Genomic DNA, 24,519 nt, shown 5'->3' with positions numbered 1-24,519 from the left:
ATAATGAAGTCTCGCGCAGAAACCTTCTGCACGATCCAACTCGGATCGATCTCCTCTTTACGATGTCAGAAATCACGCAACCTGCTGTCTATCCAGACTAGCAGGATGCGAAGTGATGTTTCGCGGACGATTTAGGTACACAATTTGTCGGCAATCAAACCATCTGGTGGAGCCAGACGGGATCGAACCGACGACCTCATGCTTGCAAAGCACGCGCTCTCCCAGCTGAGCTATGGCCCCGTAACCAGAAGACGAATGCTTACCCGATGAGTGTGGTGGGCCTGGGAAGACTTGAACTTCCGACCTCACGCTTATCAAGCGCGCGCTCTAACCAACTGAGCTACAAGCCCCTAACGCATATCCCGTCAAGGACCAGGGATCCTGCGCATACAGGCCCAGCGCGTGTTCGTCCGCGAAGAAAGAGAAACGTAGACGGCGAAATCCCGCCAATGCAGCTCAACGATCCTGACGACCGTTGGCCACTGATGTTTCTAAAACGGTTCGATAGAAGCAAGCTTCTGAAGAACCATCCTTAGAAAGGAGGTGATCCAGCCGCAGGTTCCCCTACGGCTACCTTGTTACGACTTCACCCCAGTCGCTGACCCTACCGTGGCCGGCTGCCTCCATTGCTGGTTAGCGCACCGTCTTCAGGTAAAACCAACTCCCATGGTGTGACGGGCGGTGTGTACAAGGCCCGGGAACGTATTCACCGTGGCGTGCTGATCCACGATTACTAGCGATTCCAACTTCATGGGCTCGAGTTGCAGAGCCCAATCCGAACTGAGACGGCTTTTTGAGATTTGCGAAGGGTTGCCCCTTAGCGTCCCATTGTCACCGCCATTGTAGCACGTGTGTAGCCCAGCCCGTAAGGGCCATGAGGACTTGACGTCATCCCCACCTTCCTCGCGGCTTATCACCGGCAGTCTCCTTAGAGTGCTCAACTAAATGGTAGCAACTAAGGACGGGGGTTGCGCTCGTTGCGGGACTTAACCCAACATCTCACGACACGAGCTGACGACAGCCATGCAGCACCTGTGCTCCAGGCTCCGAAGAGAAGGTCACATCTCTGCGACCGGTCCTGGACATGTCAAGGGCTGGTAAGGTTCTGCGCGTTGCGTCGAATTAAACCACATGCTCCACCGCTTGTGCGGGCCCCCGTCAATTCCTTTGAGTTTTAATCTTGCGACCGTACTCCCCAGGCGGAATGCTTAAAGCGTTAGCTGCGCCACTAGTGAGTAAACCCACTAACGGCTGGCATTCATCGTTTACGGCGTGGACTACCAGGGTATCTAATCCTGTTTGCTCCCCACGCTTTCGTGCCTCAGCGTCAGTACCGGGCCAGTGAGCCGCCTTCGCCACTGGTGTTCTTGCGAATATCTACGAATTTCACCTCTACACTCGCAGTTCCACTCACCTCTCCCGGACTCAAGATCTTCAGTATCAAAGGCAGTTCTGGAGTTGAGCTCCAGGATTTCACCCCTGACTTAAAAACCCGCCTACGCACCCTTTACGCCCAGTGATTCCGAGCAACGCTAGCCCCCTTCGTATTACCGCGGCTGCTGGCACGAAGTTAGCCGGGGCTTATTCTTGCGGTACCGTCATTATCTTCCCGCACAAAAGAGCTTTACAACCCTAGGGCCTTCATCACTCACGCGGCATGGCTGGATCAGGGTTGCCCCCATTGTCCAATATTCCCCACTGCTGCCTCCCGTAGGAGTTTGGGCCGTGTCTCAGTCCCAATGTGGCTGATCATCCTCTCAGACCAGCTACTGATCGTCGCCTTGGTAGGCCATTACCCTACCAACTAGCTAATCAGACGCGGGCCAATCTTTCGGCGATAAATCTTTCCCCGTAAGGGCTTATCCGGTATTAGCACAAGTTTCCCTGTGTTGTTCCGAACCAAAAGGTATGTTCCCACGCGTTACTCACCCGTCTGCCGCTGACGTATTGCTACGCCCGCTCGACTTGCATGTGTTAAGCCTGCCGCCAGCGTTCGCTCTGAGCCAGGATCAAACTCTCAAGTTGGACTTGAACTTTGAACCGGCTGATCACAACGTTTGACGAGGTCCCACCATTTTTCATCGACCGAAATCGACGAGCTGCCTGCGATTCACATCGCGGGCAACGATGGTGTACCTTTGAAACGTGTACCGCCGAAGTCTTTCGTCCGGCCCCGATCAGAAAAGCCGAAGCTTTTCAGATGCGAGACCCGCAAGGACTCCGCCGTCCACGTTTCTCTTTCTTCATCTTCACTTGTCAAACAGCCCGGGACCAGGAGGCCCCAACCTTCCAGAGTGGAAGGGTTCCGACACCCTTACCGACGACGAATGAACTCCAACCGATTTGTGTCGGCTGTTGTGCACTCAACAAGGTGAGGAGCATCAGTGGCGCGTTCGCTCGCCTTGGTCAGTGACCCGGCGGCGCCGCGCTCAGTGGTCGGGTTATAGGCCCCCCCGCCCGGGATTGTCAACGCCCATCGTCAACAAATCGTCGCACAGCGGATCGTCGAAAATAATCCAGCGATTCCAGTCGATTAGGGGGCCGTGGAAGCGGCGGGGCGAAGTCGCCCGGCAAAAAATCTGAAAAAAGTTTGGCCCCCGAGGGGCTCGGAAGCGGCTCGGGAGAGGCTCCGGACGGGGCCCCCGGTGGAAACGCCGCAAGCAGCTTGCGGCGCCCCTCGGCGCAAGGCCCCTGCGCCCGGCCGTTCAGGAAACTTTTTCCGTATTAGGCGCCGTACTAGAGCCACAATCCCGCGGCGTTCTGATAAGAGACAAGCTTGAATCGCGGGATGCCAGTGGGGGCTGCCGGCGATTTTCATGGGGTCCAGAGAAGGCGATCTGGTGATGACGCAGCCTTCTTCGGACATTCGAAAGACATCGAGAGATCTTCACCTGCCTTGCTGTTCGTAATTTCGGCCGGGCCCTGATCGGGGCCTACTGAGCGCGAGCACCTGTGCGGCACGGCTTTTTCCGCGATCCCCCCGCAAGAGGGCGACCAGGGAGAGGTTCGAGGCGAAGGGTCTCGGGTCGTTGATTTGGGGACTTGGATTGGGGGACTTGGGTTGAACCAGAGGACGTCGCGCGGCGCTTATGGGCGTGAGACCGGGATCATCGATCTCGGCCACGAGCCGCCGCTGTCCGTCGACGGTTCCGAGGCCGCGGTCATCGATCGCCGTCGCGTCTCGGTGCAATGGTTCAGCGGCACAATTCTGACCGGACTCTGCGGCGCAGCCCTGATCGGCGGCGCCGTTTTCGCATCTCTCGACGGCGAAATGACCTTCGCCAAGGTGCCGGAGCGGGTCGAAGGCGCGCTGCGTGGTGCATTCGGAGCTGCCGATCGCGCCGCCACCCTGCACAAGAGCGACCGCCTGCCGCCGCCGAACGACTCCACCGCTTCGCGCAACATCGTGCGCGTCTCGACGGTCGCCCGCGTCGGCAACCGCGACGTGATGCGCGTGCGTCCCTTCATCCGGATCGCCGGCAATCTGTCGATGACGACGAGCGACCTGTCGGCGAAAATCCCGCCGTTCAATGCGCAGCGCATGCTCACCGACGTCGGCTCCGACCCGAAAACCGCGACCGACGATCCGAACAATCCTGAAGCCGTCGAGCCCGATGCAGAGGTCTCCTTCGTCACCAAGGACCTCTCGCCGGTGCTGCCGAAGGCCAAGATTTCCGCGGTTGTGGCGCTCGACGACATCCTGATGCGGGTGCGCGATGCCGCCAATTGGCGCGGCAATGGCGGGGTGCGCTACGCGTCTCTTGCCAATGCCACCGCCGACATCGCCGGCGCAAGCGGCCCCTCCGACATGAAGATGGCCTACGCCACTGAAGTGTCGCCGTCCGATCCCTATGCCGGCTTCGAGACCCGCGTGGTGCCGGAAAACGTCACGCTGCTGCCGAAGACCAAGGAGCAGATCACCGGCGGCAATCCCAACGGCGAGCGCGTCCATTTGGTCAAGAAGGGCGACACAGTCGCGTCCGTCCTGCGCGACCTCGGCGCCACGGCTGACGAGATCAAATCGATTACTGCGACGCTCGGCCCCCGCGGCCGCGACGGCGGCCTGAAGGAGGGCGAGAAACTTCGCATCCTGATGGCGCCCGCAAGCCCCGGCGCCCGGCTGCAGCCCTATCGCGTCGTCGTCGCCAACGACACCATGGTCGAGGCGATCGCGGCGCTGTCCGATCTCGGCAAATACGTCGCGGTCGACGTCTCCAGCATGAACACCGTCGCGGACGCTGCGGCCAACGCCAACAGCGACGACGATGACGAAGATGACGGCAGCGGCGTGCGGCTCTACCAGAGCATTTACGAGACCGCGATGCGCAATAAAGTTCCGATGCCTGTCATCGACGACATGATCAAGATCTACTCCTACGACGTCGATTTCCAGCGCAAGGTGCAGCCGGGCGACTCGTTCGACGTGTTCTACGCCGGCGAGGACGAGGGCGTGACGGCGACCGACAAGAGCGAGGTGTTGTTCGCCTCGCTCACGGTCGGCGGCGAAACCAAGAAATACTACCGCTATCAGAGCCCCGACGACGGCGTCGTCGACTACTATGACGAGACCGGCAAGAGCGCGAAGAAATTCCTGGTTCGTAAGCCCGTCAACACCGCCATCATGCGCTCCGGCTTCGGCGGTCGCCGCCATCCGATCCTCGGCTATGTGAAGATGCACACCGGCGTCGACTGGGCCACCGCCTACGGCACGCCGATTTTCGCCGCCGGCAACGGCGTGATCGAAAAGGCCCAGCTCGAGGGCGGTTACGGCAAATACGTCCGTATCAAGCACAACAACGGCTACGAGACCGCCTACGGCCACATGTCGGCCTTCGCCAAGGGCATGGAGCCCGGCAAGAAGGTGCGGCAGGGCCAGGTCATCGGCTTCGTCGGCTCGACCGGCCAGTCGACCGGCCCCCACGTCCACTACGAAATTCTCGTCAACAGCCGCTTCGTCGACCCGATGCGCGTGAAGCTGCCGCGCGGCCGTTCGCTCGAAGGCCCGATGCTGTCAGGTTTCGAGAAGGAGCGCGACCGGCTCGACGGCATGATGAGTGGCCGGGGCGGCGCCATCGCCCGCATGTCGGATGCGACGGGTGGGCCGCTCCAGGTCACCAACCGGTAGCCCGCCCGATCGTCAGGGAACCGACCGAAGCCCCAGGCGCCGGCTTCAAAACCTTCCGTTCTGCATTCGATCTGGTTGGAACCCGCCGGGGCCCGGACTGGTTGGTTTCCCACGACAGGCAGGGGCTGAATGGAGGATGTCATGGACAATTGGACGAACGCAAAGCTGTGCGACGTCGCAAACCTGATCCTCGGCGCGTTCCTGTTCTTCTCGCCTTGGATGTTCGGTTTTGGCGCCGGAGCGGCCTCACAGAACGCATACATCGCGGGCATCGTGATTGCGATCCTGGCGATCGCGGCGCTGGCGGCCTTTGCGGTGTGGGAAGAGTGGCTGAATCTGATCGTCGGCCTTTGGACGCTTGTTGCGCCTTGGGTGCTCGGCTTCCAGGGAGCCAAGACGGCAATGGCTATCCATGTCGTGGTCGGCATCGCAGTCGCCGTGCTTGCCGCCATCGAGCTCTGGATCATGTCACAGAACCCGCCGCGGCTGACCGCAAGCCGCTAGCAGACTGCGCCCCGCCCGCGCCCCACGTGCTGGCGGGGCCACGATCGGAGCGGCGCTACGACAACGCAGCTGCGCGCACGATCACGAAGACGATTCCGATCGCCGTAAGACCAAACGAGACGGCCATGAGCGGGAGCAGGACGTCGATCGCGGCATCGGTGCCGTGAAGCGTTGCACCCCAAACCTTGAAGTCGCCGGCTTCCCAATCATGCAACGAGGGCTGCTGGAGATGCAGCTCATCGGACACCTGGCGCCTCCAGACCCGCGACAATATCCACGGAATCCCCGCCGCGACCAGGAACAACAGGCTGACAAACGCGAGCAACAGGCTGACATCGCTGCTGCGATCGAACAGTACCCAAGCCATCAGCGCGAACCAGGCGACAAGGCCGACGGCGGCACCATAGATCTTTGGATGAAGCTCGTCGAAGGCAGGTCGGTTACGGGAGACAAGATCCTTGTTCATGGCGATACCCCACGCTCGCGGGATTCGCCGGGAACCCATGGCAAATGCCTTTGCAGCCGACAGGAACAATCGGACGCGACGTCGGTCAACTCCGACGCCGGATTGGTGCGTCCAACGGCGAATCCATGTGGGGCAACCTGCGCCGGTCACAGCAGTTTCATTAAATATCACCAAGAGGAGGACAATCCATGCAGCGCCTCTCACGTGACGACGTGGTCAAGGCCGTCAGCAGAGCTGATGACGTCACGATTGCACAGATCATCGGAACCGGCGCGACAGTCGAGGAGCTTGCCGAGGCCCAGGCATGGCTCGCCAACGACGAGCCCATGATCAACGACCTCCGTCCGTTGGCGCAGGGCCGGGTGCGCGAGCTCGTGGATATCCTTTCGGAGCTCGAGCAGGAAGGCGACGAGGAAGGTCCGGCCGATCCCGGCTCTGCGTCCGCAGTCAGTTAGCAAGCCGGCCGGGCTGACCAAAACAATTCGCCCCGGAGAAGCATGGCCTCTCCAGGGCGCTTTCCGTTCTGCCGTGATCGCGACGATCAGTTCAGCTTGCGCTTCGGGACCGGCGCCTCGAACCGGGCGATCTCAGCGGTTTGCGACGCCTTGCCGTTGAAGGTCAGCACGTTGCCTTCGGACGAGATCGCGACCGTATCGCCATCCCGGACGTCGCCGGCCAGGATCATCTCGGCGAGCGGATCCTGGAGATAGCGCTGTACCACCCGCTTCAGCGGGCGAGCCCCGTAGGCGGGATCCCAGCCCTTGGCCGCGAGCCAGTCGCGCCCCGAAGCGTCGAGCGTCAGCACGATCTTGCGATCGGTCAGCAGCTTCTGCAGCCGCGCGAACTGGATCTCGACGATCCGGCCCATCTCGCTCCTCTGCAGGCGATGGAACAGGATGATCTCGTCGACGCGGTTCAGGAACTCGGGACGGAAATGTGCCCGGACCATCCCCATCACCTGCTCACGCACGGCAGAGGTGTCTTCGCCCTCGGGTTGATTCACCAAATACTCCGAACCGAGGTTCGAGGTCATGATGATCAGAGTGTTGCGGAAATCGACGGTACGGCCCTGGCCATCGGTCAGGCGGCCGTCATCGAGCACCTGCAACAGGACGTTGAAGACGTCCGGATGCGCTTTCTCGATCTCGTCGAACAGCACGACCTGATAAGGCCGGCGCCGCACGGCTTCGGTGAGCGCGCCGCCCTCGTCGTAACCGACATAGCCCGGAGGCGCGCCGATCAGCCGCGAGACCGAGTGCTTCTCCATGTATTCGGACATGTCGAGGCGGACCATCGCGGTCTCGTCGTTGAAGAGATACTCGGCGAGCGCCTTGGTCAGCTCGGTCTTGCCGACGCCGGTCGGACCTAAGAACATGAACGAGCCGGTCGGCCGGTTCGGATCCTGCAGGCCTGCGCGCGAACGTCGCACGGCGGTCGCGACTGCACGCACGGCCTCGGCTTGGCCGACGACACGCTGTCCGAGCTGCTCCTCCATCCTCAGGAGCTTCTCCTTCTCGCCCTCCAGCATCTTGTCGACCGGCACGCCGGTCCAGCGCGAGACCACCTGCGCGACGTGGTCGGCGGTAACAGCCTCCTCCATCATCTCGCCGGAGCCTTCACGCGCCTCGATCTCGGCGAGCTGCTTCTCGAGCTGCGGGATCCGGCCATAGGCCAGCTCGCCGGCCTTCTGGAACTCGCCGCGCCGCTGCGCGTCGGCGAGATCCACGCGCAGCGCGTCCAGCTCGGACTTGAGCTTCTGGGCGTCGGAGAGCTTGCTCTTTTCGGCGCTCCAACGCGCGGTCAGCGACGCAGATTTCTCCTCAAGGTCGGCGAGCTCCTTCTGGAGCGTTTCGAGACGCGACTTGGAGCCGAGGTCGGTTTCCTTCTTGAGCGCCTCCTGCTCGATCTTGAGCCGGATGATCTCGCGGTCGAGCGAATCCAGCTCTTCCGGCTTGGAATCAACCTGCATCTTCAGCCGCGCGGCCGCCTCGTCCACGAGGTCGATCGCCTTGTCAGGCAGGAAACGATCGGTGATGTAGCGGTTGGACAGCGTCGTCGCGGCCACGAGTGCGGAATCGGTGATCCGCACGCCATGGTGCTGCTCGTACTTGTCCTTCAGGCCGCGCAGGATCGAGATCGTGTCCTCGACCGAGGGCTCGCTGACGAAGATCGGCTGGAAGCGCCGCGCCAGCGCCGCATCCTTCTCGACGTGCTTGCGGTACTCGTCGAGCGTGGTCGCGCCGATGCAGTGCAGCTCGCCGCGCGCAAGCGCAGGCTTGAGCAGGTTGGAGGCGTCCATCGCGCCATCGCCCTTGCCCGCGCCGATCAGCGTGTGCATCTCGTCGATGAACAGGACGAAATTGCCGTCGCTCCCAGTGACCTCCTGGAGCACGGCCTTCAGCCGCTCCTCGAACTCGCCGCGGTATTTCGCACCCGCAATCAGCGCGCCCAAATCGAGCGACAGCAGCCTCTTGTCCTTGAGGCTCTCGGGCACGTCGCCATTGACGATGCGCAGCGCGAGGCCCTCGGCGATGGCGGTCTTGCCGACGCCGGGCTCGCCGATCAGGACGGGATTGTTCTTGGTCCGGCGCGACAGCACCTGGATGGTGCGGCGGATCTCCTCGTCGCGGCCGATGACCGGGTCGAGCTTGCCGTCGCGCGCAGCCTGGGTCAGGTCGCGGGCATATTTCTTCAGCGCGTCATAGGCGTTCTCGGCGGTCGCGCTGTGGGCCGTGCGGCCCTTGCGCAGCGCCTCGATCGCGGCATTGAGATTTTGCGGAGTGACGCCGCCCTTGGCGAGGATTGTGCCGGCCTCACTGGTCTTCTCCAGTGCGAGACCGAGCAAGAGCCGCTCGACAGTGACGAAGCTGTCGCCGGCCTTCTCGCCGGCCTTTTCGGCCGCATCGAAAGTGCGAGCGAGCTCGGGCGCCAGATAGATCTGGCCGGCACCGCCGCCACTGACCTTCGGCACCTTGTTGAGGGCGTCCTCGGTCGCCTTCAGAATCGCGCGGGAATTGCCGCCGGCGCGGTCGATCAGACCGGCAGCCAGCCCTTCATTGTCGTCCAGCAGCACCTTCAGGACGTGCAGGGTTGAAAACTGCTGGTGGCCTTCGCGCACCGCAAGCGACTGCGCGGACTGGACGAAGCCCCTGGAGCGTTCAGTATACTTCTCGATATTCATGGTCTTTTCTTTCCCTCGGCCTGCCCCTGGGGCCCTCTAAGGCACCCCAAACGGCATCTTCATTGGGTTTCCGCTTGATACGTTGACGTTCCTCAACGCATCAGCGGTCGTTATCAGCCGACGCTGGCGCCGGCCTGACCCAGATGTGGGAAGCGTGCCCTCGGATCGGAAGAGGAACGTTCACAATTTCGTGCGCTGATCGGCCGGCTTGGCGGGCACGGAGCGAATCCCCTAAGTAGGCCTATGACAGCCAGCCAGACTGCCGAAATCACCGGCCTCTATCGCTACCCGATCAAGGGCCTGACGCCGGAATCCCTGGCCCGGGTCCCGTTGCGGACCGGCCAGACCCTCCCCGCCGACCGCCGCTACGCCATCGAGAACGGCCCGAGCGGGTTCGACCCGAAGGCTCCGGAGTGGAAGCCGAAAATCCAGTTTCTGATGCTGGCCCGCAATGAGCGGCTGGCGTCCCTCGACAGCCGTTTCGAGGACGCGACCAACAGCCTTACCATCCGCAAGGACGGCCGGATCGTCGCCAGCGGCGATCTCGAGAGCGCGGCGGGGCGCGCCGCCATCGAGGACTACTTCACGGAGAATTTCCAGCCGGAGCTGAAGGGTCCGCCCAAGGTGCTGTCCGGCCACGGCCACAGCTTTTCCGACGTCGCCCGCAAGGTCGTCTCCATCATCAATCTCAACAGCGTTCGCGCCATCGAGACCATGCTCGGCGGTACTGCCGTCAATCCCCTGCGCTTCCGCGCCAATCTTTACGTGAAGGGCTGGCCGGCGTGGTCCGAGCTCGACCTGGTCGGAGAGACGCTTGCGATCGGGCAGGCCCGGCTAAAGGTGGTCAAGCGCATCGTCCGCTGCCCGGCCGTCAACGTCGATCCCCAGACGGCCATACGCGATCTCGAGATACCACCGACGCTCTCGCGCAATCTCGGCCACATGGATTGCGGCATCTATGCCGAGGTGATCGCGGATGGTGAGATTGGCGTGGAGGATAAGGTTGCGGTCGAGCAGCCGAGATTGGTATGAGCTAGCACCGACTCAACACACTCCGTCATTGCGAGGAGCACTTGCGACGAAGCAATCCAGACTATTTCTGCGGAGGAATTCTGGATTGCTTCGCTTCGCTCGCAATGACGGTCGTTAGTTCGGCATCACATACGCATAGATCCGGCCGCGCGAGATCGGCGCCTCGCGGACGCGGTTGCCGTTGTTGCCGGAGATCATGATCGGATTCCCCTGCGCGTCGACGCCGGTGATGATGCCGACATGACCGCCGCCGCGCCGCCCCATCACCGCGATGGCGCCGACCTGCGGACCGGAGACACGCGTGCCGTAATGCGCGAACGAATTCGCCATGTCGGAGCCGGTGCCCTGATGGCCGGTGTGCTGCAGCACCATGTTCATGAAGCGCGCGCACCACAAGCTGCCGCGACCGGTCGGATTGCCGCCGATGTAGCGGCGCGCCTCGGAGACGAGACCCGACCCGCCACCGAAGCCACTGCTTGCAGCCATGCCGTTATTGGCCATGCCGCCGCTATTGGCGTTGGGATGGTAGCTAGCCTGCGTGTCGGCAAAGCCGCTCGCCTGCAACTGCGCCGCGCTGCGCTCGAAGCGCGAGCTGCGTACATCGTGGCGATAGTGATGATGTCTGGCGTGATGCACGTAAACGTGCCGCTCTGCGCTATGACGATGATGCGGCCGCGCTGAGGCCGGAGAAACGAACGCGGCAACCGCCGCGAAGAAGATCGCCAGCGCGACAACACAACGCGACAGGCGAGACGCAAACAACTCGAACATTCTTCATCCTTCGTTGACACCCCCACTTTCAATCGGCCCATGCGGTGGGCCGACATCCGTCTGGCCGTTAAGCCGCCCGATGTGGCGAGAAAAAGACGCCGCGGCCGCGAATAGCTGCGATGATTTTGCGTTAGTGCTGGCTCGAGGCTGCCTCATTGCGGACAACAGCATTAACAGCGATTCTGAACTCACGGCTTGAGGAGAGGGAAACAGTTAATGCCCCACGCCACGACCAGGGACAACGTCCGCATCTATTTTGAAGAATCGGGTCAGGGAACGCCGATACTTTTTCTGCACGAGTTCGCGGCCGACTACACCAATTGGGAGCCGCAGATGCGCTACTTCTCGCGCGGCCACCGCTGCATCACCTATTCCGCGCGCGGCTACACGCCATCCGATGTGCCGGCGGGCGAGGTCTACAGCTACGAACATTTCTACACCGACGCGCTCGCGGTGCTCGATCATCTCAGGATCGAGCGCGCGCATCTCGTCGGTCTGTCGATGGGCGCCTATTCATCGCTCCAGATCGGATTGAACGCGCCGCAGCGCGCACTGTCGATGACGCTTGCCGGCGTCGGCTCCGGCTCGGAGATCGAGAATCTCGACAATTGGCGCAAGCAGTGCCGTGCCAATGCCGAGCAATTCGAGGCGCTCGGCTCCGCCGAGGTCGCAAAAATCACCCGCGAGGCGCCGAGCCGGATTCCATTCCTGGTGAAGGACCCGCGCGGCCACGCCGATTTCTACGCCGCGCTGGCGCGGCACGATTCCAAGGGTTCGGCCAACACCATGCGCGGCTTCCAGGGCGGCCGTCCCTCGATCTACACCATGACGGATGCGATCAGAGGCGTGGCAACGCCGGCATTGATCATCTGCGGCGACGAGGATGATCCGTGTGTGGGGGCTAGCCTGTTCCTGAAGAAGCATCTGCCGGCAGCGGGGCTCGCGATGTTTCCGAAGTCCGGTCACGTGCTCAATCTCGAAGAGCCCGCGCTGTTCAACGCGAGCGTGGAGCGGTTCGTGACGCTGGTGGAAGCGGGACGGTGGCCGGTGCGCGACCCAAGGTCGGCGGCGGCGCATTAGGGCGAAGGCGTTGGCTCGCACTCCGTCATTGCGAGCGCAGCGAAGCAATCCAGAATCTTTCCGCGGTGGGATTCTGGATTGCTTCGCTGCGCTCGCAATGACGATAAATTACTTCCCCTGCCCGCGGCTCAGCAAAAACACGCCCTGCTCGCCGAACAGATTCCAGACCCACCATGGCAATCGCAGCCGCAGCGGACGGCCGTAGAGGTCGAGCGCTTCGGCACGCTCCATCTTGACGCCGATGGTGTCGCAGAGCTCGACGAAATCCTTGATGGTGCAGAAATGGATGTTGGCGGTGTCGTACCAGCTCGCCGGCAGATTCTCCGTGCGCGGCATGTGGCCGCCGACCAGGAGCTGCAGGCGCATCCGCCAGAAGCCGAAATTGGGGAACGACACGATGGCGCGGCGGCCGATGCGCAGGAGATTCTCCAGCACGACCTTGGGCTGGCGCGTCGCCTGCAGCGTCTGCGACAGGATCACGTAGTCGAAGGCGTCGTCGGGATAGTTGACGAGGTCGGTGTCGGCGTCGCCCTGCACCACCGCGAGGCCTTTTGCCACGCAGCGGTTGACGCCCGCGCGCGACAGCTCGATGCCGCGGCCATCGATGCCGCGGGTCTCCAGCAGCTGAAGCAGATCGCCCTCGCCGCAGCCGACATCGAGCACTTTCGAGCCCGGCTTGACCATCTCGGCGACCAGCAGATGGTCGGCGCGAAACGGGCCGAACTGCTCCGCAGCGAGGCCATTGAGCGGCAGCACTTCCTGTACAGACATCGCTAGCCGTCCTTGTCGGTCATTCCCGGTCAGTCATTCTTGCCGGTGAGCCCGCGCGCCTTGCCTGCCGATTGCAGGAAGGCGCGGGAGATGTCGAAGAATTCAGGCACGTCGAGCAGGAAGGCGTCGTGGCCGCGATCGGTCTCGATCTCGGCGAACGACACCCGCGCACTCGACGCATTCAGCGCATGCACCAGCGCGCGCGATTCCGAGGTCGGGAACAGCCAGTCGCTGGTGAAGGAGACCACGCAGAAGCGCGTCTCGATTCCGGCGAACGCCTTTGCCAGCACGCCGCCGTGATCGCCGGCAATGTCGAAATAATCCATCGCGCGCGTGAGATAGAGATAGGAGTTGGCATCGAAGCGCTCGACAAAGGACGATCCCTGGTAGCGCAGATAGGACTCGACCTGGAAATCGGCATCGAACGAGAAGGTCGGCAGCTCGCGGTCCTGCATGCGGCGGCCAAACTTGCGATGCAGCGCGGCGTCCGAGAGATAGGTGATGTGCGCGGCCATGCGCGCGACCGCGAGGCCGCGATGCGGATGGATGCCCTGATCGGCGTAGGCGCCATTGTGCCAATCGGGATCGGCCATCACGGCCTGACGACCGAGCTCGTGGAAGGCGATGTTCTGTGCCGAGTGCCGCGTCGAACAGGCAATCGCCAGCGCCGAGTAGACGCGCTTGGGATAGGCCGCAGTCCATTGCAGCACCTGCATGCCACCCATCGAGCCGCCGACGACCGCGAACAGCGTGTCGATGCCGAGCCTGTCGATCAGCATCGCCTGCGCCCGCACCATGTCGGGGATGGTGATGACGGGGAAATCCAGGCCCCACACCTTGCCGGTGGCGGGATTGATCGAGGCGGGCCCGGTCGAGCCCATGCAGCCGCCGATCACGTTGGAGCAGATGATGAAGTAGCGGCTGGGATCGAGTGGACGGCCGGGACCGACCAGCGTCTCCCACCAGCCGGACTTGCCGGTGACGGGGTGCACATTGGCGACGTGCTGATCGCCGGTCAGCGCATGGCAGATCAGCACGGCGTTGGAGCGATCGGCGTTGAGCTCGCCATAGGTCTTGTAGGCAATCTGGAACGGGGTGAGATCGATGCCGCAATCGAGCCGCAGCGGCTGGTCGGCGCCGAACTGCGCGACCTCCGAACTCGGATGATCGACCTCATGCGACCGATCGTCGGCACTGATCGCGGGACTGGGGACAGACTTGACGCCAACCATCTCTGACCATCGACCTCGTTTGCGATCGGACTTCAGATCGCGACTGACATCAGGCCATGAAAAACCCGGCCTGAACGATAGGTTCGGCCGGGATCGGAAGTGTCCCCGGCCTGTTTAGCGAGTTTTTTAACGTGGCTGCAAGCCGGCCGGCTCAAATGACCACGGAACAGGCAAAAACCTACCGGCTTGGGCGCTTTTCGTCAAGTCGCGGTTCGGATGAGCCAAATTCGCTCCCGTGCTGCCAGCCGACGCGGGCCTGACTTCTCTTTGCATTTCTCTTTGCTTTCGCCGCCCATCCTGCCTAATCAGAACCTCAACCACAGCCTCTCAACAGCACGTCGCAGATATGTCCCAACGTCCGCCCGCGCCACCATCGCTCCAGGAATTGCGCAAGGAGATCGACGCAATCGACGAGGGCATGCATCGCCTGCTGATGCAGCGCGCCGACATCATCGACCGCCTGATCCAGGTGAAGCAGACCCAGGAGGTCGGCTCGGCGTTCCGCCCGGCGCGCGAAGCCTCCATGATGCGTGACATCGTGCAACGTCATCGCGGCATCCTGCCGCTCGACACGGTCGAGAGCATCTGGCGCGTCATCATCTCCACTTTCACCTATGTCCAGGCGCCGTTCTCAGTGCATGCCGACATCTCGGTCAGCGAGCCGGCAATGCGCGATTCCGTGCGCTTCCATTTCGGCTTCACGGTTCCTTACGTCGCGCATTTCAGCGCGCAGGCCGCGGTCGAAGCGGTGGCGAAGTCCAAGGGCGATCTGGCGCTGGTCTCGGCGACCTCGAGCCGCACGCCGTGGTGGCTGGAGCTGGAAGCGGACGGCGCGCCAAAGATCATCGCGCGGATGCCCTTCGTCGAGCGCGCCGACCATCCGGCCGCGCTGCCGGTATTCGCGGTCTCGCGCGTCGCCGACAGCGCGGTGGTGACGGAGGTCGAGACCTTCAGCGTGCGGGTATCCGGGTGGAACGCCGAGGTCGCACGCGCCCTGTCGCCGCTCGCCGAGATCGTGGCGGTGCCCGATACCGCCTTCGACGGCGCGGCGCTGCTGGTCTCGGTCACGAGCGCGACCAGCATCGACAAAATCAAGGCAGCCCTGATCGAAGCAGGGGCCTCGGTGCGCTCCACGGCCCTCGTCGGCAGCCACGCAACGCGCTATACGGTGCCCCCGACCGGGTCGAAATCGTAAATCGCGAACAGACGTCGCGAACAGATCTGGCCTATCCGGAGTTGAAGATGTCCCGCCCCGTGCCGAATCCCGGCATTCTCGATATTGCGCCCTACACGCCCGGCAAGAGCCCGGTCGCTGAGCCGGGCCGCAAGGTGTTCAAGCTCTCGGCCAACGAGACGCCGTTCGGACCCTCGCCCAAGGCGATCGAGGCCTTCAAGCGCGTCGCGGACCATCTGGAAGACTATCCGGAAGGCACTTCGCGTGTGCTGCGCGAGGCGATCGGCCGTTCTTTCGGGCTCGATCCGAACCGCATCATCTGCGGCGCCGGCTCGGACGAGATCCTCAACCTGCTCGCCCACACCTATCTCAGCCACGGCGACGAGGCGATCTCGACTACGCACGGCTTCCTGGTCTACCCGATCGCGACCATGGCGGTCGGTGCCAGGAATGTGGTCGCGGCGGAGAAGAACCTGACCTGCGACGTCGACGCCATCCTCAGGGCGGTGACGCCGAAGACGAAGCTGGTCTGGCTCGCCAACCCCAACAACCCGACCGGCACCTATGTCCCGTTCGACGAGGTCAAGCGCCTGCGCGCCGGCCTGCCGTCGCACGTGCTGCTGGTGCTGGACGCCGCCTATTGCGACTACGTCTCGCGCAACGACTACGAGATGGGGATCGAGCTCGTCGCCACCACAGAGAATACGGTGGTGACGCACACTTTCTCCAAGATCTACGGCCTCGCCGCGCTGCGCATCGGCTGGATGTTCGGCCCCGAGCACATCATCGACGCGGTCAACCGCATCCGCGGTCCGTTCAACGTGTCGACCCCGGCGATGTACGCCGCGGTCGCCGCGATCGAGGACACCGCGCACCAGGCGATGTCGAAGCAGTTCACCGAGACCTGGCGCAACTGGCTGACCGAGGAGATCACCAAGGTCGGGCTGAAGGTGACGCCGGGCGTCGCCAATTTCGTGCTGATCCATTTCCCGACCGACAAGGGCAAGACCTCTGACGACGCCGATGCGTATCTCACCAAGCGCGGCCTGGTGCTGCGCGCGTTGAAAAACTACGGCCTGCCGCATTCGCTGCGCATGACCATCGGCACCGAGGAGGCCAACCGCCTCGTCGCCGAGGCCTTGCGCGACTTCATGGCCGGCAAATGAGCGTGGACCCGCACTTCCAGCGCGTCGCGCTGATCGGCTTCGGCCTGATCGGCGGCTCGATCGCGCGCGCAGCGAAGCTCCAGGGCCTGGCTTCCGAGATCGTCACCACCGCGCGCTCGGAGAAGACCCGCGCGCGGGTGCTCGAGCTCGGCATCGTCGACCAGGTCGTCGCGACCAACGCGGAAGCGGTGAAGGATGCCGATCTCGTCATCCTCTGCATTCCTGTCGGCGCCTGCGGGCCGGTGGCGCAGGAGATTGCTGCGCATCTCAAGCCCGGCGCTGTTATTTCCGACGTCGGCTCGGTCAAGGGCGCGATCGTCAGGGACATGGCGCCGCACCTTCCGAAGGATGTTCATTTCGTGCCGGCGCATCCGGTCGCGGGTACCGAGCATTCGGGCCCGGATTCCGGCTTCGCCGAGCTCTTCATTAACCGCTGGTGCATTTTGACGCCGCCGGAAGGCACCGACGCCGCGGCCACCGCGCACTTACGCGCCTTCTGGGCGGCAATGGGTGCCAAGGTCGAGGTGATGACGCCGGATCATCATGATCTCGTGCTCGCGATCACCAGCCATCTGCCGCATCTGATCGCCTACACCATCGTCGGCACCGCCGACGAGCTGCAGCAGGTGACGGAATCGGAGGTCATCAAGTTCTCGGCCGGCGGTTTCCGCGACTTCACCCGCATCGCGGCCTCCGATCCGACGATGTGGCGCGACGTCTTCCTCGCCAACAAGGACGCGGTGCTGGAGATGCTCGGCACCTTCACCGAGGATCTCGCAAAGCTCACCCGCGCGATCCGTCGCGGCGACGGCGAGGCGCTGTTCGATCACTTCACCCGCACCCGCGCCATCCGCCGCGGCATCGTCGAGATCGGCCAGGATTCGGCGGCGCCGGACTTCGGCCGGCCGCATGCGGCGCTGAAGAAGCCGTAGCTGAAGTAAACCCGGATGGGGCGCAAGCGCGGCTCCCTGCCTAGAACGGATAGTACCGGATCTGCGTCATGACGATGTTGTCGTCGGTCTTGGGCGCGCCGCCGACACCGGCGAAGGCGAACCGCTGCGTGTAGGAATACTGCACGCCCGCTTTCAGCGTGCCGTAGTTGCCCTGGTAGATGGTGTCGTAGATGCCGGCGGTGATCTGCCGGACTTCCCTGGTGTTGCCGTTACAGGTCGCGGCCGGCGTGTTCTCGGTGAAGCAGCCGGTGTTGTTGTAGAGCGGATTGCCGTAGCCGAACGGAGTGATCCCGACATTGGCAAAACTGGCCTTGGCCTTTTCCAGACCGGCGTAGCTGTAGACATCGAGGCTCGGCGTCGCGTGCCAGATCAGGCCGACCGCGGCCGCCGTGATCGTCAGCGGCAGCACCGTGCCGTCCTGCGCCACCGCCGCATCGGGGAACGGCGTCGCCGTGAAGCGGCCGAGCACGCCATGCGCGCCGTAGAGCTGGAGGTCGAGGGTCTTCGGAATCAGCTCGGCGAAGACGTGGCCGCCGAAGCTGCCGGTGTCGTAGCCGTGGTTGGCGCCATTGAAGCGATCGAACAGCTGGCGATAGAGCGCCCAGGCCTCGACATGCAGCTTGTAGGGCCCGAGCCGCGGGTCCCACGCCGCCTTGACGGTGACGTCAGGCACCTGGTTCAAGCTGACATTGTTGAGGTTGTTGAAGAAGCTGCCGCCCGGCCCGGTCAGATTGACCTGGAGGTTCGGATTGAGCACGCCCTGCGGACCGGCCGCGGGCGTACCGACCGTCGGCGTATTGCCGCCGAAGAAAGCGGTCTGCGGATTCTCGACCGACGCGGCGAGCTTGAACTCGGGCCCGAGATCCTTCCAGACGCGCAGACCTGGCTGGCGCGCCGCCAGAAATCCCGGAACGGATTCGAAGTCGATCACGCCGGGCGCGTCGACGCCGCGAGGATCGATGCCCGTCTTGGTCGGCGCGTTCAGCGACCAGGATTGGCCGGCGAGGAAGTGCAGGCCGAGATCGGTCCGGTCGAGCTCGAGACTGAGCTGCCGCATCCGCGGATTGAAGGAGTTGGTGGCAACCGAGCTCGCCGTCTGCGCCGCGCCCTCGAAGTCGATTTCGCCGTAGCCCGCGAGATGCGTATCGGGATCGGCATTGCCTTCGGCCAGCACCGAGAACCGGCTCTGGCGCGCGGAGAACCGCGTCTCCGGGAAGTAGAAATTGTGGCTCTGCTGATAGGGAATGAAATTGTAGACCGAGCCGGTGTCGGAGGCGATGTTGCGGGAACGGTAGATGCCGGTGAGATCGACCCAGCCGCCGAATGTCAGCGTGACGCCCTTGTAGCAGATCTTGCCGCCCGCACATGCCTCGACGGGCAGCGCCTTGTAGGTCCCCGGCATCGGCATGGCTTTGGCCTGCACTTCGACCTGACGCGTCTTACGCGCCTCCGAATCCACCTTCTGCTGCAGCTCCTTCAGCTTGGTCTTCAGCGCCTGGATTTCGGTTGTGACATTGTCGTCGGCACGCGCCTGTCCCGAACAGGCAGCGAGTAGTCCCAGCATCAGTCCGCAGTTGATGATCCGCACGTAAGCCTCCCTCCACTTGGGAAGCAGGTGCTGTTGGTTGCGCCTCCGGCGCGTGCATGCTTCCCTGGTGTGGAGTGATGCGAATGGGCGAGCAGTTATTCGCAGGCCTGCGCATCTTCTGCATCACGTTTTCCTGACGATCACGTCCGGAATATTTTCGCCGCTCGCCCGATCCGCACGCGCGCGATCGCCGCGCCGGTGATGCAGCGCGCATTGGGCCCGACCGGGACCATCACGATTCGGCGAAGCGGCCGTGACGTCGCCAGTGAGAGTGACGACAGCTAGTACAGCGGCGGAATCTGGCCGACCTGGACCGGGCCGAGCAGCACGGCGCCGTCGACGAATTTCAGCGGGAAGCTGCGGGCCTTCTTGCCCTCGAGCGTGCTCTCGGTGCCGATCGAGTTGATGCCGGCGGCCACGCCGGCGTTGGCATTCTGCTTGATGACCTTGCCGAGGCCGGGAACGGCACGGTCGAGCGCGCCAAAGAGATTGTTGAGGTCCTTGGACTTCACGCCGGGCGCGACGCGATCGAGCGTTGCCTGCGGCACGCCCTCTTCCAGCATCTTCTCGATGCCGAGCGCCGGGATGACGCGTTCAAGACCGGCCACGGTCATCTGCAATTCGCCATCCAGTCGGCCATTGGCCGAGAGGCCCAGCGTGCCGGCCGCGACCGCGATCATCTCGCCCTGCTGGATCCGCGACTGCACGATCTCGATGTGACCGCCGGCGGCCTGGATGTCGCGGAAGCGCTGCGGCCAGGGTTTTGGGGTGAGATCGGAGAGCCCGGTGATCTTCGCGCGCGTGTCGGCTTCGAACGGCTCGGCGAGCAAGGGATGAACGCCCTGGATGCTGCCCTGCGCGATCTGGAGCACGGTCTCGATCACCGGATGGTCGGCCGGCGATCCGTCCGCGATGCGCCCATGCAGCTCAATCTGCTTGGCGCGCGCGAGCGGCACCTGCACCGAACCATCGAGCCTGACGATGCTGGGATCATCGAACACGATCGAGGCGCGTTCCGGGATGGCCGGCAAGCCGACCACGCTGCTGCGGCCGTTGCTCCAGTTCACCACGAAGGTGTTTTGCGTGACGCTATCAGTCAGCGTTGCCGGCGCGGAAAATTCGGCGATGACGTGCTTGGGATCGTAGACCTGCGCCAGAACCAGAATGTTGTCGAGCTTGGCCGTGAACGGCGTCTTGCTCGCATTCTGCGAGACCAGGGCGACGCTGGCGCCGGAGCACTGGACCTCGAAGCGGAACGGGAAGCCGGCAATCGAGCGCTTGGCGCAATCATAGATGCGGCCGGATTTGGCCTCCTGCGCGCGCCAGGCATCGGCCGCGACCTCGGCCTGCGAGGCCGCATAGAACCAGAAGCCGCTCCAGGCGATGGCGAGGATCAGGAGGAGGACGGGAGCAATGAAGAGCCCCCAACGGGAGCGCCGGCCTGTGGCAATAGTCATATTGGACATGCGGCGACCCTTTGATCCCAGATTTTGTCAAATGTAAGCGAGGCCGGCCCCCGACGAAAGGCGGAGAATTCGCTTCGCTTGGGGGCACGGTTCTGCTAGCCGTGCCCGAAATGTCGGAAATCACCCTCCCCTCCGTCACCAGCGCCAAGGGCGACCTCTGGGTGTTCGGCTACGGCTCGCTGATGTGGCGGCCGGGCTTCGAATTCGAGGAGCGCATCCCGGCGCGGCTGGTCGGCGAGCACCGCGCGCTCTGCGTCTATTCCTTCGTGCATCGCGGCACGCCGGAGCAGCCGGGCCTGGTGCTGGGCCTCGACCGCGGCGGCGCCTGCCGCGGCATCGCCTTCCGCATCGCTGAAAAGAACCGTGCCGACGTGGTCGCCTATTTGCGGGCGCGCGAGCAGGTGACCTCCGTCTATCGCGAGGTGATGCGCTCGGTGTGGCTGGAGAACGAAGCGCGCGAGCGCGTCTCGGCACTCGCCTATGTCGTCGACCGCGGTCATGTGCAGTACGCCGGCCGGCTGTCGCTCGCCGACCAGCACCGCCATGTGCTGCAGGGTCACGGCCAGTCCGGCGCCAACCGCGACTACGTGACGGCGACCGTGAAGGCGATCGAGGCCGAAGGCTTTCGCGACACGCAATTGCATCAGCTCGCGACCATGCTGCATGGCGACGCGCATTCGCTGCACGCGCCCGCTCCCGACGACAACAGAGACAGTCGCTAGCTCTCCGAGGGAGCGTAGCTCGGCGCGCTGCCGATCAATTGCTCCTGCTCGTTGCGGCCCGCTTCGACGATGCGAGCGGTCGCATCCTCGATCGCCGTCTGCACGCGCGCGAGAAACTCACCCTTGGGCAGGCCCGGAGGCAACGGATCGAGGAACTCCACCACCAGCGTGCCGGGATAGCGCATGAAGGTGCGGCGCGGCCAGAACAGGCCGGAATTGAGCGCGATCGGCAGGCACTGCACGCCACAGGACGAGTAGATCTGTGCAAAGCCGGTCTTGTAGTCCGGCGGTGCTCCCGGCGCACGGCGCGTGCCTTCCGGAAAGATGACGAGCTGGCCGCCTGCACGCACCGTCTCGCGCGCGCGACGTGTCATGTCCAGCAGCGCCTTGACGCCGGCATTGCGGTCGATCGCGATCATCCCGGTCTTGACCAGGAACTGGCCGAACACCGGAATCTGCATGAGCTGGCGCTTGAGGATGAAGATCGGGCGATTGAAGAAACCCAGCAACACGAAGGTCTCCCAGAACGACTGGTGCTTCGCCACGATCACCAGCGGTCCCTGCGGGATCTTCTCGACGCCGCGGAATTCCACGCTGATGTTGCAGACCACGCGCATCAGGACCAGTGTCGCCTTCGCCCACCATCTCGCGACCGTCAGCATGGCACGCGGCGGCAAGGCGAAGGTCGGCAGCGCCACGATCGCGAGGCACACCAGCACCGCGTAGAACAGCACGTTGAACAGCAGCGAGCGCAAGAAAATCAGGAACATCAAGAATCCGATCAATTGGCCTGTGCGGTGGCGGGCCGCCTGGATTGCAGGCCCGCAGGCTGCTCCGACAGTTCGGGGGAAAGGTCAATCCCGAAATCTTCCAGCCGCACCCTGAGCTCGGCGGCGACGTACTTGACATATTCGGACAACAGCAGCCGCAGCGTCGAGGCCGAGGTCCACCACGGCTCCTCGCGCCATTTGTCGCCGACCACGGCGAACGGAACCAGCGTGGTCCCCGGCATGGCATGCGAGAATTCCACCAGCGCGCGCGGCATGTGATAGTTCGAGGTGACCACGATCAGCGATTTGAAGCCGCGCCCCTCGGCCCAGCGCCGCGCCTCCGCCGCGTTGCCGCGGGTCGAGAGCGCGGTGCGGTCGAGATCGACGCAGCAGGCCATGAAGGATTGGTTCTCCGGCAGCGTCCGGGAGATGTCGCTCGCGGTCGAGGTCGGATGCACGCCCGAGATCAGGAGCCTTTTGCCGTAGCCGGCCGCCAGCAGCTCCATTGCATCCGAGACCCTCGAGGATCCACCGGTCAACACCACGATGCCGTCAGCCTTGCGGTCCGGCGCAATCTCGGCGCCGCGCAATTGCGACAGGAACGCGACGAAGCCCGCCGCTGCGCCGACGAAAACGAACGCGATCGCCGACACGACGGTCGCGCGCAGCCAGCCGCGCGGCAGTTTCGGCGATGGGTCGTCGATCGGCGAGGTCATATGATGTCGGTGATCCCTTCCCCGGATTATTTTAGGACGTTTTGAGGCGAAGTGGAGTCCGGTTTGTCGGGCTCAATCCACGTCGTTCAGTGTCGAGAAAAGGGTCTGGCGCGAGGCGACCGCTGTGATGGCGCCGATCAGGACGGCCTGCACCGCGAGCACCACATAGCCGGACGGGCGCAGCGAGAAGGTGCCGAGCAGGGCCGCGAACTGGTCGCCGACCGGGGTGCCGGAGAACCAGCCCGCGATCGACTCGGAGAAGCCGAACAGCAGCATGGCGACGCCGCCGCCGATGACGCCGCCTTCAAGGCCGAGCCGGAGGAAATGCCGCAGGAAGTGATTGGCGATGTAGCGGTCGCCGGCGCCGACGAAATGCAGAACCTCGACGATCGGGCGGTTCGCCGCCATCGCGCCGCGGGTCGCGAACGAAACCGAGATGATGGTTGCGACGATGACGAGCGCGAGGATGCCGATGCCGGCGAGCACGGTGGCGTTGGTCATCGAGCGCATCCGTTCGATCCAGGCGCGGTGATCGTCGACGCTGGCGCTTGGCGCCACTTGCGTCAAGCGGGCGCGCAAGGCGCCGAGATCGAGCGCCGTGCCCGGCTGCACGCGCGCGATGATCATGCGCGGCACCGGCAGATCGTCCATCGACAGCCCGGTGCCGAGCCATGGCTCGAGCAGCTTGCCGCTCTCCTCCTTGGTGAACGGCTTGACCTCGACGATACCGGCCTGCGCGCGCATCGCCTCGGTGACGGCAGCGGTATCGCGCTCGATGTCGCGTCCGGATTGCGGGCGGACCTGGATGGTGATCTCGCTCGCGACATCGGACTGCCATTCCGCGGCCGAGGCGCTGACCAGCAGCACGGTGCCCGTCGTCATCGAGGCGAGGAAAGTCATGATGGCGACAACGGCGACCAGCGCGCGGCCGTGGATCGAGGCCCGCGGCACGATCGGCGACATGTTGCGCGCCCTGGCCGGCAGCTGCGGACGTTCCTGTCCGAGATCGACCAATACGCCGCGCTCGTCGGTCCTACTCATAGACGTGCAGCCGGCCCTGATGCAGCACGAAGCGGCGCGCTTCGTACTGGTCCATCAGCGCAATGTCGTGGGTTGCGATAATGACGGCGGTACCGGATTTGTTGAGCTCGATGAACAGCCGCAGCAGTCGCCGCCCGAGCGTCGGATCGACGCTGCCGGTCGGCTCGTCCGCAAGCAACAGCTGCGGCCGCGAGATCACCGCGCGCGCGATTGCCGCGCGCTGCTTCTCACCGCCGGACAGGATCGGCGGCAGCGCATCCATGCGCTCGCCGAGCCCGACCCAGCGCAGCAGGTCGATGACTTCCTTGCGATAGCTCGATTCGCTGCGGCCCATGACGCGGAACGGCAGCGCCACGTTCTCGTAGGTCGTCATGTGGTCGAGCAGGCGAAAATCCTGGAGCACGATGCCGATGCGCTTGCGCAGATCCGCGATCTCGTCCTTGCCAAGCCGGGAGATGTCGTGGCCGAACAGATTGACGAGGCCACGGGTCGGCCGATGCGACAGGAACAACAAGCGCAACAATGACGTCTTGCCGGCGCCGGACGGGCCGGTGAGGAACTGGAAGGAATGCGCCGGGATCTGGAAACTGAGGTCGCGCAGGACCTCCGGCCCCAGACCGTAGCGCAATCCGACATTTTCGAACCGAACCAAGCTCAGCTCCGTTCGAGAGGGGACGCAGGTCGCACGCCAGCAAGGTTTCGCCGCATGCAATCAAGGGGTTGTGCGACCGTTATGGTTTCCGGTTCGTTAACGGTCGCCC

20 protein-coding genes, 2 tRNA genes, 1 rRNA gene and 1 riboswitch are annotated in these 24,519 nt (G+C 63.8%); of the genes, 9 read left to right on the top strand and 14 right to left on the bottom strand.

All coding sequences use genetic code 11. From position 1 onward, the window contains the following. Positions 1–164: 164 nt before the first annotated feature. The 3 genes from ABID58_RS32500 to ABID58_RS32490 all read right to left on the bottom strand — a co-directional run bounded on the left by ABID58_RS32500 (position 165) and on the right by ABID58_RS32490 (position 2,025). Positions 165–240, bottom strand: a tRNA-Ala gene (locus tag ABID58_RS32500). Positions 241–273: 33 nt separating this feature from the next. Next, positions 274–350: transfer RNA gene (locus ABID58_RS32495), tRNA-Ile, on the bottom strand. A 186-nt stretch (positions 351–536) separates the two neighbouring features. Further along, positions 537–2,025: ribosomal RNA gene (locus ABID58_RS32490) — 16S ribosomal RNA — on the bottom strand. A 1,036-nt stretch (positions 2,026–3,061) separates the two neighbouring features. Between ABID58_RS32490 and ABID58_RS32485 the strand changes: the two genes are divergently transcribed. Next, positions 3,062–5,125, top strand: coding sequence for a M23 family metallopeptidase (locus ABID58_RS32485; RefSeq protein WP_148751720.1), 2,064 nt, complete (start codon positions 3,062–3,064; stop codon positions 5,123–5,125). A gap of 141 nt (positions 5,126–5,266) precedes the next feature. Next, positions 5,267–5,629, top strand: coding sequence for an SPW repeat protein (locus ABID58_RS32480; protein ID WP_354036961.1), 363 nt, complete (start codon positions 5,267–5,269; stop codon positions 5,627–5,629). Between the two features lie 55 nt (positions 5,630–5,684). Here ABID58_RS32480 and ABID58_RS32475 read toward each other — a convergent pair whose 3' ends face one another. Beyond that, a complete protein-coding gene (locus ABID58_RS32475; RefSeq protein ID WP_354036960.1) occupies positions 5,685–6,095 on the bottom strand; it encodes a hypothetical protein in 411 nt (136 codons plus the stop codon). 188 nt (positions 6,096–6,283) lie between these two features. Here ABID58_RS32475 and ABID58_RS32470 point away from each other — a divergent pair, with 188 nt between their 5' ends. Beyond that, positions 6,284–6,550 (top strand): hypothetical protein, encoded by a 267-nt coding sequence (locus ABID58_RS32470; RefSeq protein WP_148751717.1) that lies wholly within the window; start codon positions 6,284–6,286, stop codon positions 6,548–6,550. An 86-nt stretch (positions 6,551–6,636) separates the two neighbouring features. Here ABID58_RS32470 and clpB read toward each other — a convergent pair whose 3' ends face one another. Further along, a complete protein-coding gene (gene clpB / locus ABID58_RS32465) occupies positions 6,637–9,276 on the bottom strand; it encodes an ATP-dependent chaperone ClpB (protein ID WP_354036959.1) in 2,640 nt (879 codons plus the stop codon). Between the two features lie 243 nt (positions 9,277–9,519). Between clpB and ABID58_RS32460 the strand changes: the two genes are divergently transcribed. Further along, entirely contained in the window at positions 9,520–10,308 is a 789-nt protein-coding gene (locus ABID58_RS32460) for an MOSC domain-containing protein (protein ID WP_354036958.1), read from the top strand. A 114-nt stretch (positions 10,309–10,422) separates the two neighbouring features. Here the strand turns inward: ABID58_RS32460 and ABID58_RS32455 are convergent, their stop codons facing one another. Continuing rightward, entirely contained in the window at positions 10,423–11,079 is a 657-nt protein-coding gene (locus tag ABID58_RS32455) for an NlpC/P60 family protein (protein ID WP_354036957.1), read from the bottom strand. Positions 11,080–11,295: 216 nt separating this feature from the next. On the opposite strand from ABID58_RS32455, the gene ABID58_RS32450 reads away from it, so the two are divergent. After that, entirely contained in the window at positions 11,296–12,159 is an 864-nt protein-coding gene (locus ABID58_RS32450) for an alpha/beta fold hydrolase (RefSeq protein ID WP_354036956.1), read from the top strand. 108 nt (positions 12,160–12,267) lie between these two features. Here the strand turns inward: ABID58_RS32450 and metW are convergent, their stop codons facing one another. Then, positions 12,268–12,930, bottom strand: a complete 663-nt coding sequence (gene metW, locus ABID58_RS32445) for a methionine biosynthesis protein MetW (RefSeq protein ID WP_354036955.1) — start codon at positions 12,928–12,930, stop codon at positions 12,268–12,270. A 29-nt stretch (positions 12,931–12,959) separates the two neighbouring features. Next, positions 12,960–14,162, bottom strand: a complete 1,203-nt coding sequence (gene metX / locus ABID58_RS32440; protein WP_148751711.1) for a homoserine O-acetyltransferase MetX — start codon at positions 14,160–14,162, stop codon at positions 12,960–12,962. A gap of 93 nt (positions 14,163–14,255) precedes the next feature. After that, positions 14,256–14,335: riboswitch (SAM riboswitch) on the bottom strand. Positions 14,336–14,508: 173 nt separating this feature from the next. Between metX and ABID58_RS32435 the strand changes: the two genes are divergently transcribed. Genes ABID58_RS32435 through ABID58_RS32425 form a run of 3 tightly spaced genes read left to right on the top strand, consistent with a single transcriptional unit; the run spans position 14,509 to position 17,434 of the window. Further along, the gene (locus tag ABID58_RS32435; protein ID WP_354036954.1) at positions 14,509–15,357 is read left to right on the top strand and encodes a chorismate mutase; all 849 of its coding nucleotides are present in this window, start codon (positions 14,509–14,511) and stop codon (positions 15,355–15,357) included. A 47-nt stretch (positions 15,358–15,404) separates the two neighbouring features. Continuing rightward, positions 15,405–16,502, top strand: coding sequence for a histidinol-phosphate transaminase (hisC, locus tag ABID58_RS32430; RefSeq protein WP_354036953.1), 1,098 nt, complete (start codon positions 15,405–15,407; stop codon positions 16,500–16,502). Continuing rightward, positions 16,499–17,434 carry a prephenate/arogenate dehydrogenase family protein gene (locus tag ABID58_RS32425; protein ID WP_354036952.1) on the top strand — a complete coding sequence of 312 codons (936 nt, stop codon included), beginning with the start codon at positions 16,499–16,501 and terminating at the stop codon, positions 17,432–17,434. The genes hisC and ABID58_RS32425 overlap by 4 nt, the downstream gene beginning before the upstream one ends. Before the next feature lie 40 nt (positions 17,435–17,474). On the opposite strand, the gene ABID58_RS32420 is transcribed toward ABID58_RS32425, so the two are convergent. After that, positions 17,475–19,043, bottom strand: coding sequence for a hypothetical protein (locus ABID58_RS32420; RefSeq protein ID WP_354036951.1), 1,569 nt, complete (start codon positions 19,041–19,043; stop codon positions 17,475–17,477). 281 nt (positions 19,044–19,324) lie between these two features. After that, entirely contained in the window at positions 19,325–20,509 is a 1,185-nt protein-coding gene (locus ABID58_RS32415) for a DUF2125 domain-containing protein (RefSeq protein ID WP_354036950.1), read from the bottom strand. 110 nt (positions 20,510–20,619) lie between these two features. Between ABID58_RS32415 and ABID58_RS32410 the strand changes: the two genes are divergently transcribed. After that, entirely contained in the window at positions 20,620–21,231 is a 612-nt protein-coding gene (locus ABID58_RS32410; RefSeq protein ID WP_354036949.1) for a gamma-glutamylcyclotransferase, read from the top strand. Here the strand turns inward: ABID58_RS32410 and ABID58_RS32405 are convergent. The 4 genes from ABID58_RS32405 to ftsE form a co-directional block, all read right to left on the bottom strand. Beyond that, positions 21,228–22,001: a lysophospholipid acyltransferase family protein gene (locus tag ABID58_RS32405; RefSeq protein ID WP_354036947.1), complete on the bottom strand. Its 774-nt coding sequence runs from the start codon at positions 21,999–22,001 to the stop codon at positions 21,228–21,230. The genes ABID58_RS32410 and ABID58_RS32405 overlap by 4 nt on opposite strands. A gap of 11 nt (positions 22,002–22,012) precedes the next feature. Next, positions 22,013–22,717: a YdcF family protein gene (locus ABID58_RS32400; protein ID WP_354036946.1), complete on the bottom strand. Its 705-nt coding sequence runs from the start codon at positions 22,715–22,717 to the stop codon at positions 22,013–22,015. Positions 22,718–22,789: 72 nt separating this feature from the next. Next, positions 22,790–23,758, bottom strand: a complete 969-nt coding sequence (locus ABID58_RS32395) for a cell division protein FtsX (protein WP_148751702.1) — start codon at positions 23,756–23,758, stop codon at positions 22,790–22,792. Further along, positions 23,751–24,410, bottom strand: a complete 660-nt coding sequence (gene ftsE, locus ABID58_RS32390) for a cell division ATP-binding protein FtsE (protein ID WP_148751700.1) — start codon at positions 24,408–24,410, stop codon at positions 23,751–23,753. The genes ABID58_RS32395 and ftsE overlap by 8 nt, the downstream gene beginning before the upstream one ends. Positions 24,411–24,519 lie beyond the last annotated feature (109 nt).

It is taken from the genome of Bradyrhizobium sp. S3.2.6 (assembly GCF_040546885.1).
GTDB classification, from domain to species: domain Bacteria; phylum Pseudomonadota; class Alphaproteobacteria; order Rhizobiales; family Xanthobacteraceae; genus Bradyrhizobium; species Bradyrhizobium cytisi.
Note: the sequence above shows the minus strand (reverse complement) of the source record. Positions and strands in the feature narration are given on the sequence as shown.

Excerpts from the sequence above, each read along its gene's own strand:
- ABID58_RS32480 (WP_354036961.1), top strand. The coding sequence starts at position 5,267 with ATGGACAATTGGACGAACGCAAAGCTGTGCGACGTCGCAAACCTGATC.
- ABID58_RS32475 (WP_354036960.1), bottom strand. The coding sequence starts at position 6,095 with ATGAACAAGGATCTTGTCTCCCGTAACCGACCTGCCTTCGACGAGCTT.
- ABID58_RS32470 (WP_148751717.1), top strand. The coding sequence starts at position 6,284 with ATGCAGCGCCTCTCACGTGACGACGTGGTCAAGGCCGTCAGCAGAGCT.
- clpB (WP_354036959.1), bottom strand. The coding sequence starts at position 9,276 with ATGAATATCGAGAAGTATACTGAACGCTCCAGGGGCTTCGTCCAGTCC.
- ABID58_RS32460 (WP_354036958.1), top strand. The coding sequence starts at position 9,520 with ATGACAGCCAGCCAGACTGCCGAAATCACCGGCCTCTATCGCTACCCG.
- ABID58_RS32455 (WP_354036957.1), bottom strand. The coding sequence starts at position 11,079 with ATGTTCGAGTTGTTTGCGTCTCGCCTGTCGCGTTGTGTTGTCGCGCTG.
- ABID58_RS32450 (WP_354036956.1), top strand. The coding sequence starts at position 11,296 with ATGCCCCACGCCACGACCAGGGACAACGTCCGCATCTATTTTGAAGAA.
- metW (WP_354036955.1), bottom strand. The coding sequence starts at position 12,930 with ATGTCTGTACAGGAAGTGCTGCCGCTCAATGGCCTCGCTGCGGAGCAG.
- metX (WP_148751711.1), bottom strand. The coding sequence starts at position 14,162 with ATGGTTGGCGTCAAGTCTGTCCCCAGTCCCGCGATCAGTGCCGACGAT.
- ABID58_RS32435 (WP_354036954.1), top strand. The coding sequence starts at position 14,509 with ATGTCCCAACGTCCGCCCGCGCCACCATCGCTCCAGGAATTGCGCAAG.
- hisC (WP_354036953.1), top strand. The coding sequence starts at position 15,405 with ATGTCCCGCCCCGTGCCGAATCCCGGCATTCTCGATATTGCGCCCTAC.
- ABID58_RS32425 (WP_354036952.1), top strand. The coding sequence starts at position 16,499 with ATGAGCGTGGACCCGCACTTCCAGCGCGTCGCGCTGATCGGCTTCGGC.
- ABID58_RS32415 (WP_354036950.1), bottom strand. The coding sequence starts at position 20,509 with ATGTCCAATATGACTATTGCCACAGGCCGGCGCTCCCGTTGGGGGCTC.
- ABID58_RS32410 (WP_354036949.1), top strand. The coding sequence starts at position 20,620 with ATGTCGGAAATCACCCTCCCCTCCGTCACCAGCGCCAAGGGCGACCTC.
- ABID58_RS32405 (WP_354036947.1), bottom strand. The coding sequence starts at position 22,001 with ATGTTCCTGATTTTCTTGCGCTCGCTGCTGTTCAACGTGCTGTTCTAC.
- ABID58_RS32400 (WP_354036946.1), bottom strand. The coding sequence starts at position 22,717 with ATGACCTCGCCGATCGACGACCCATCGCCGAAACTGCCGCGCGGCTGG.
- ABID58_RS32395 (WP_148751702.1), bottom strand. The coding sequence starts at position 23,758 with ATGAGTAGGACCGACGAGCGCGGCGTATTGGTCGATCTCGGACAGGAA.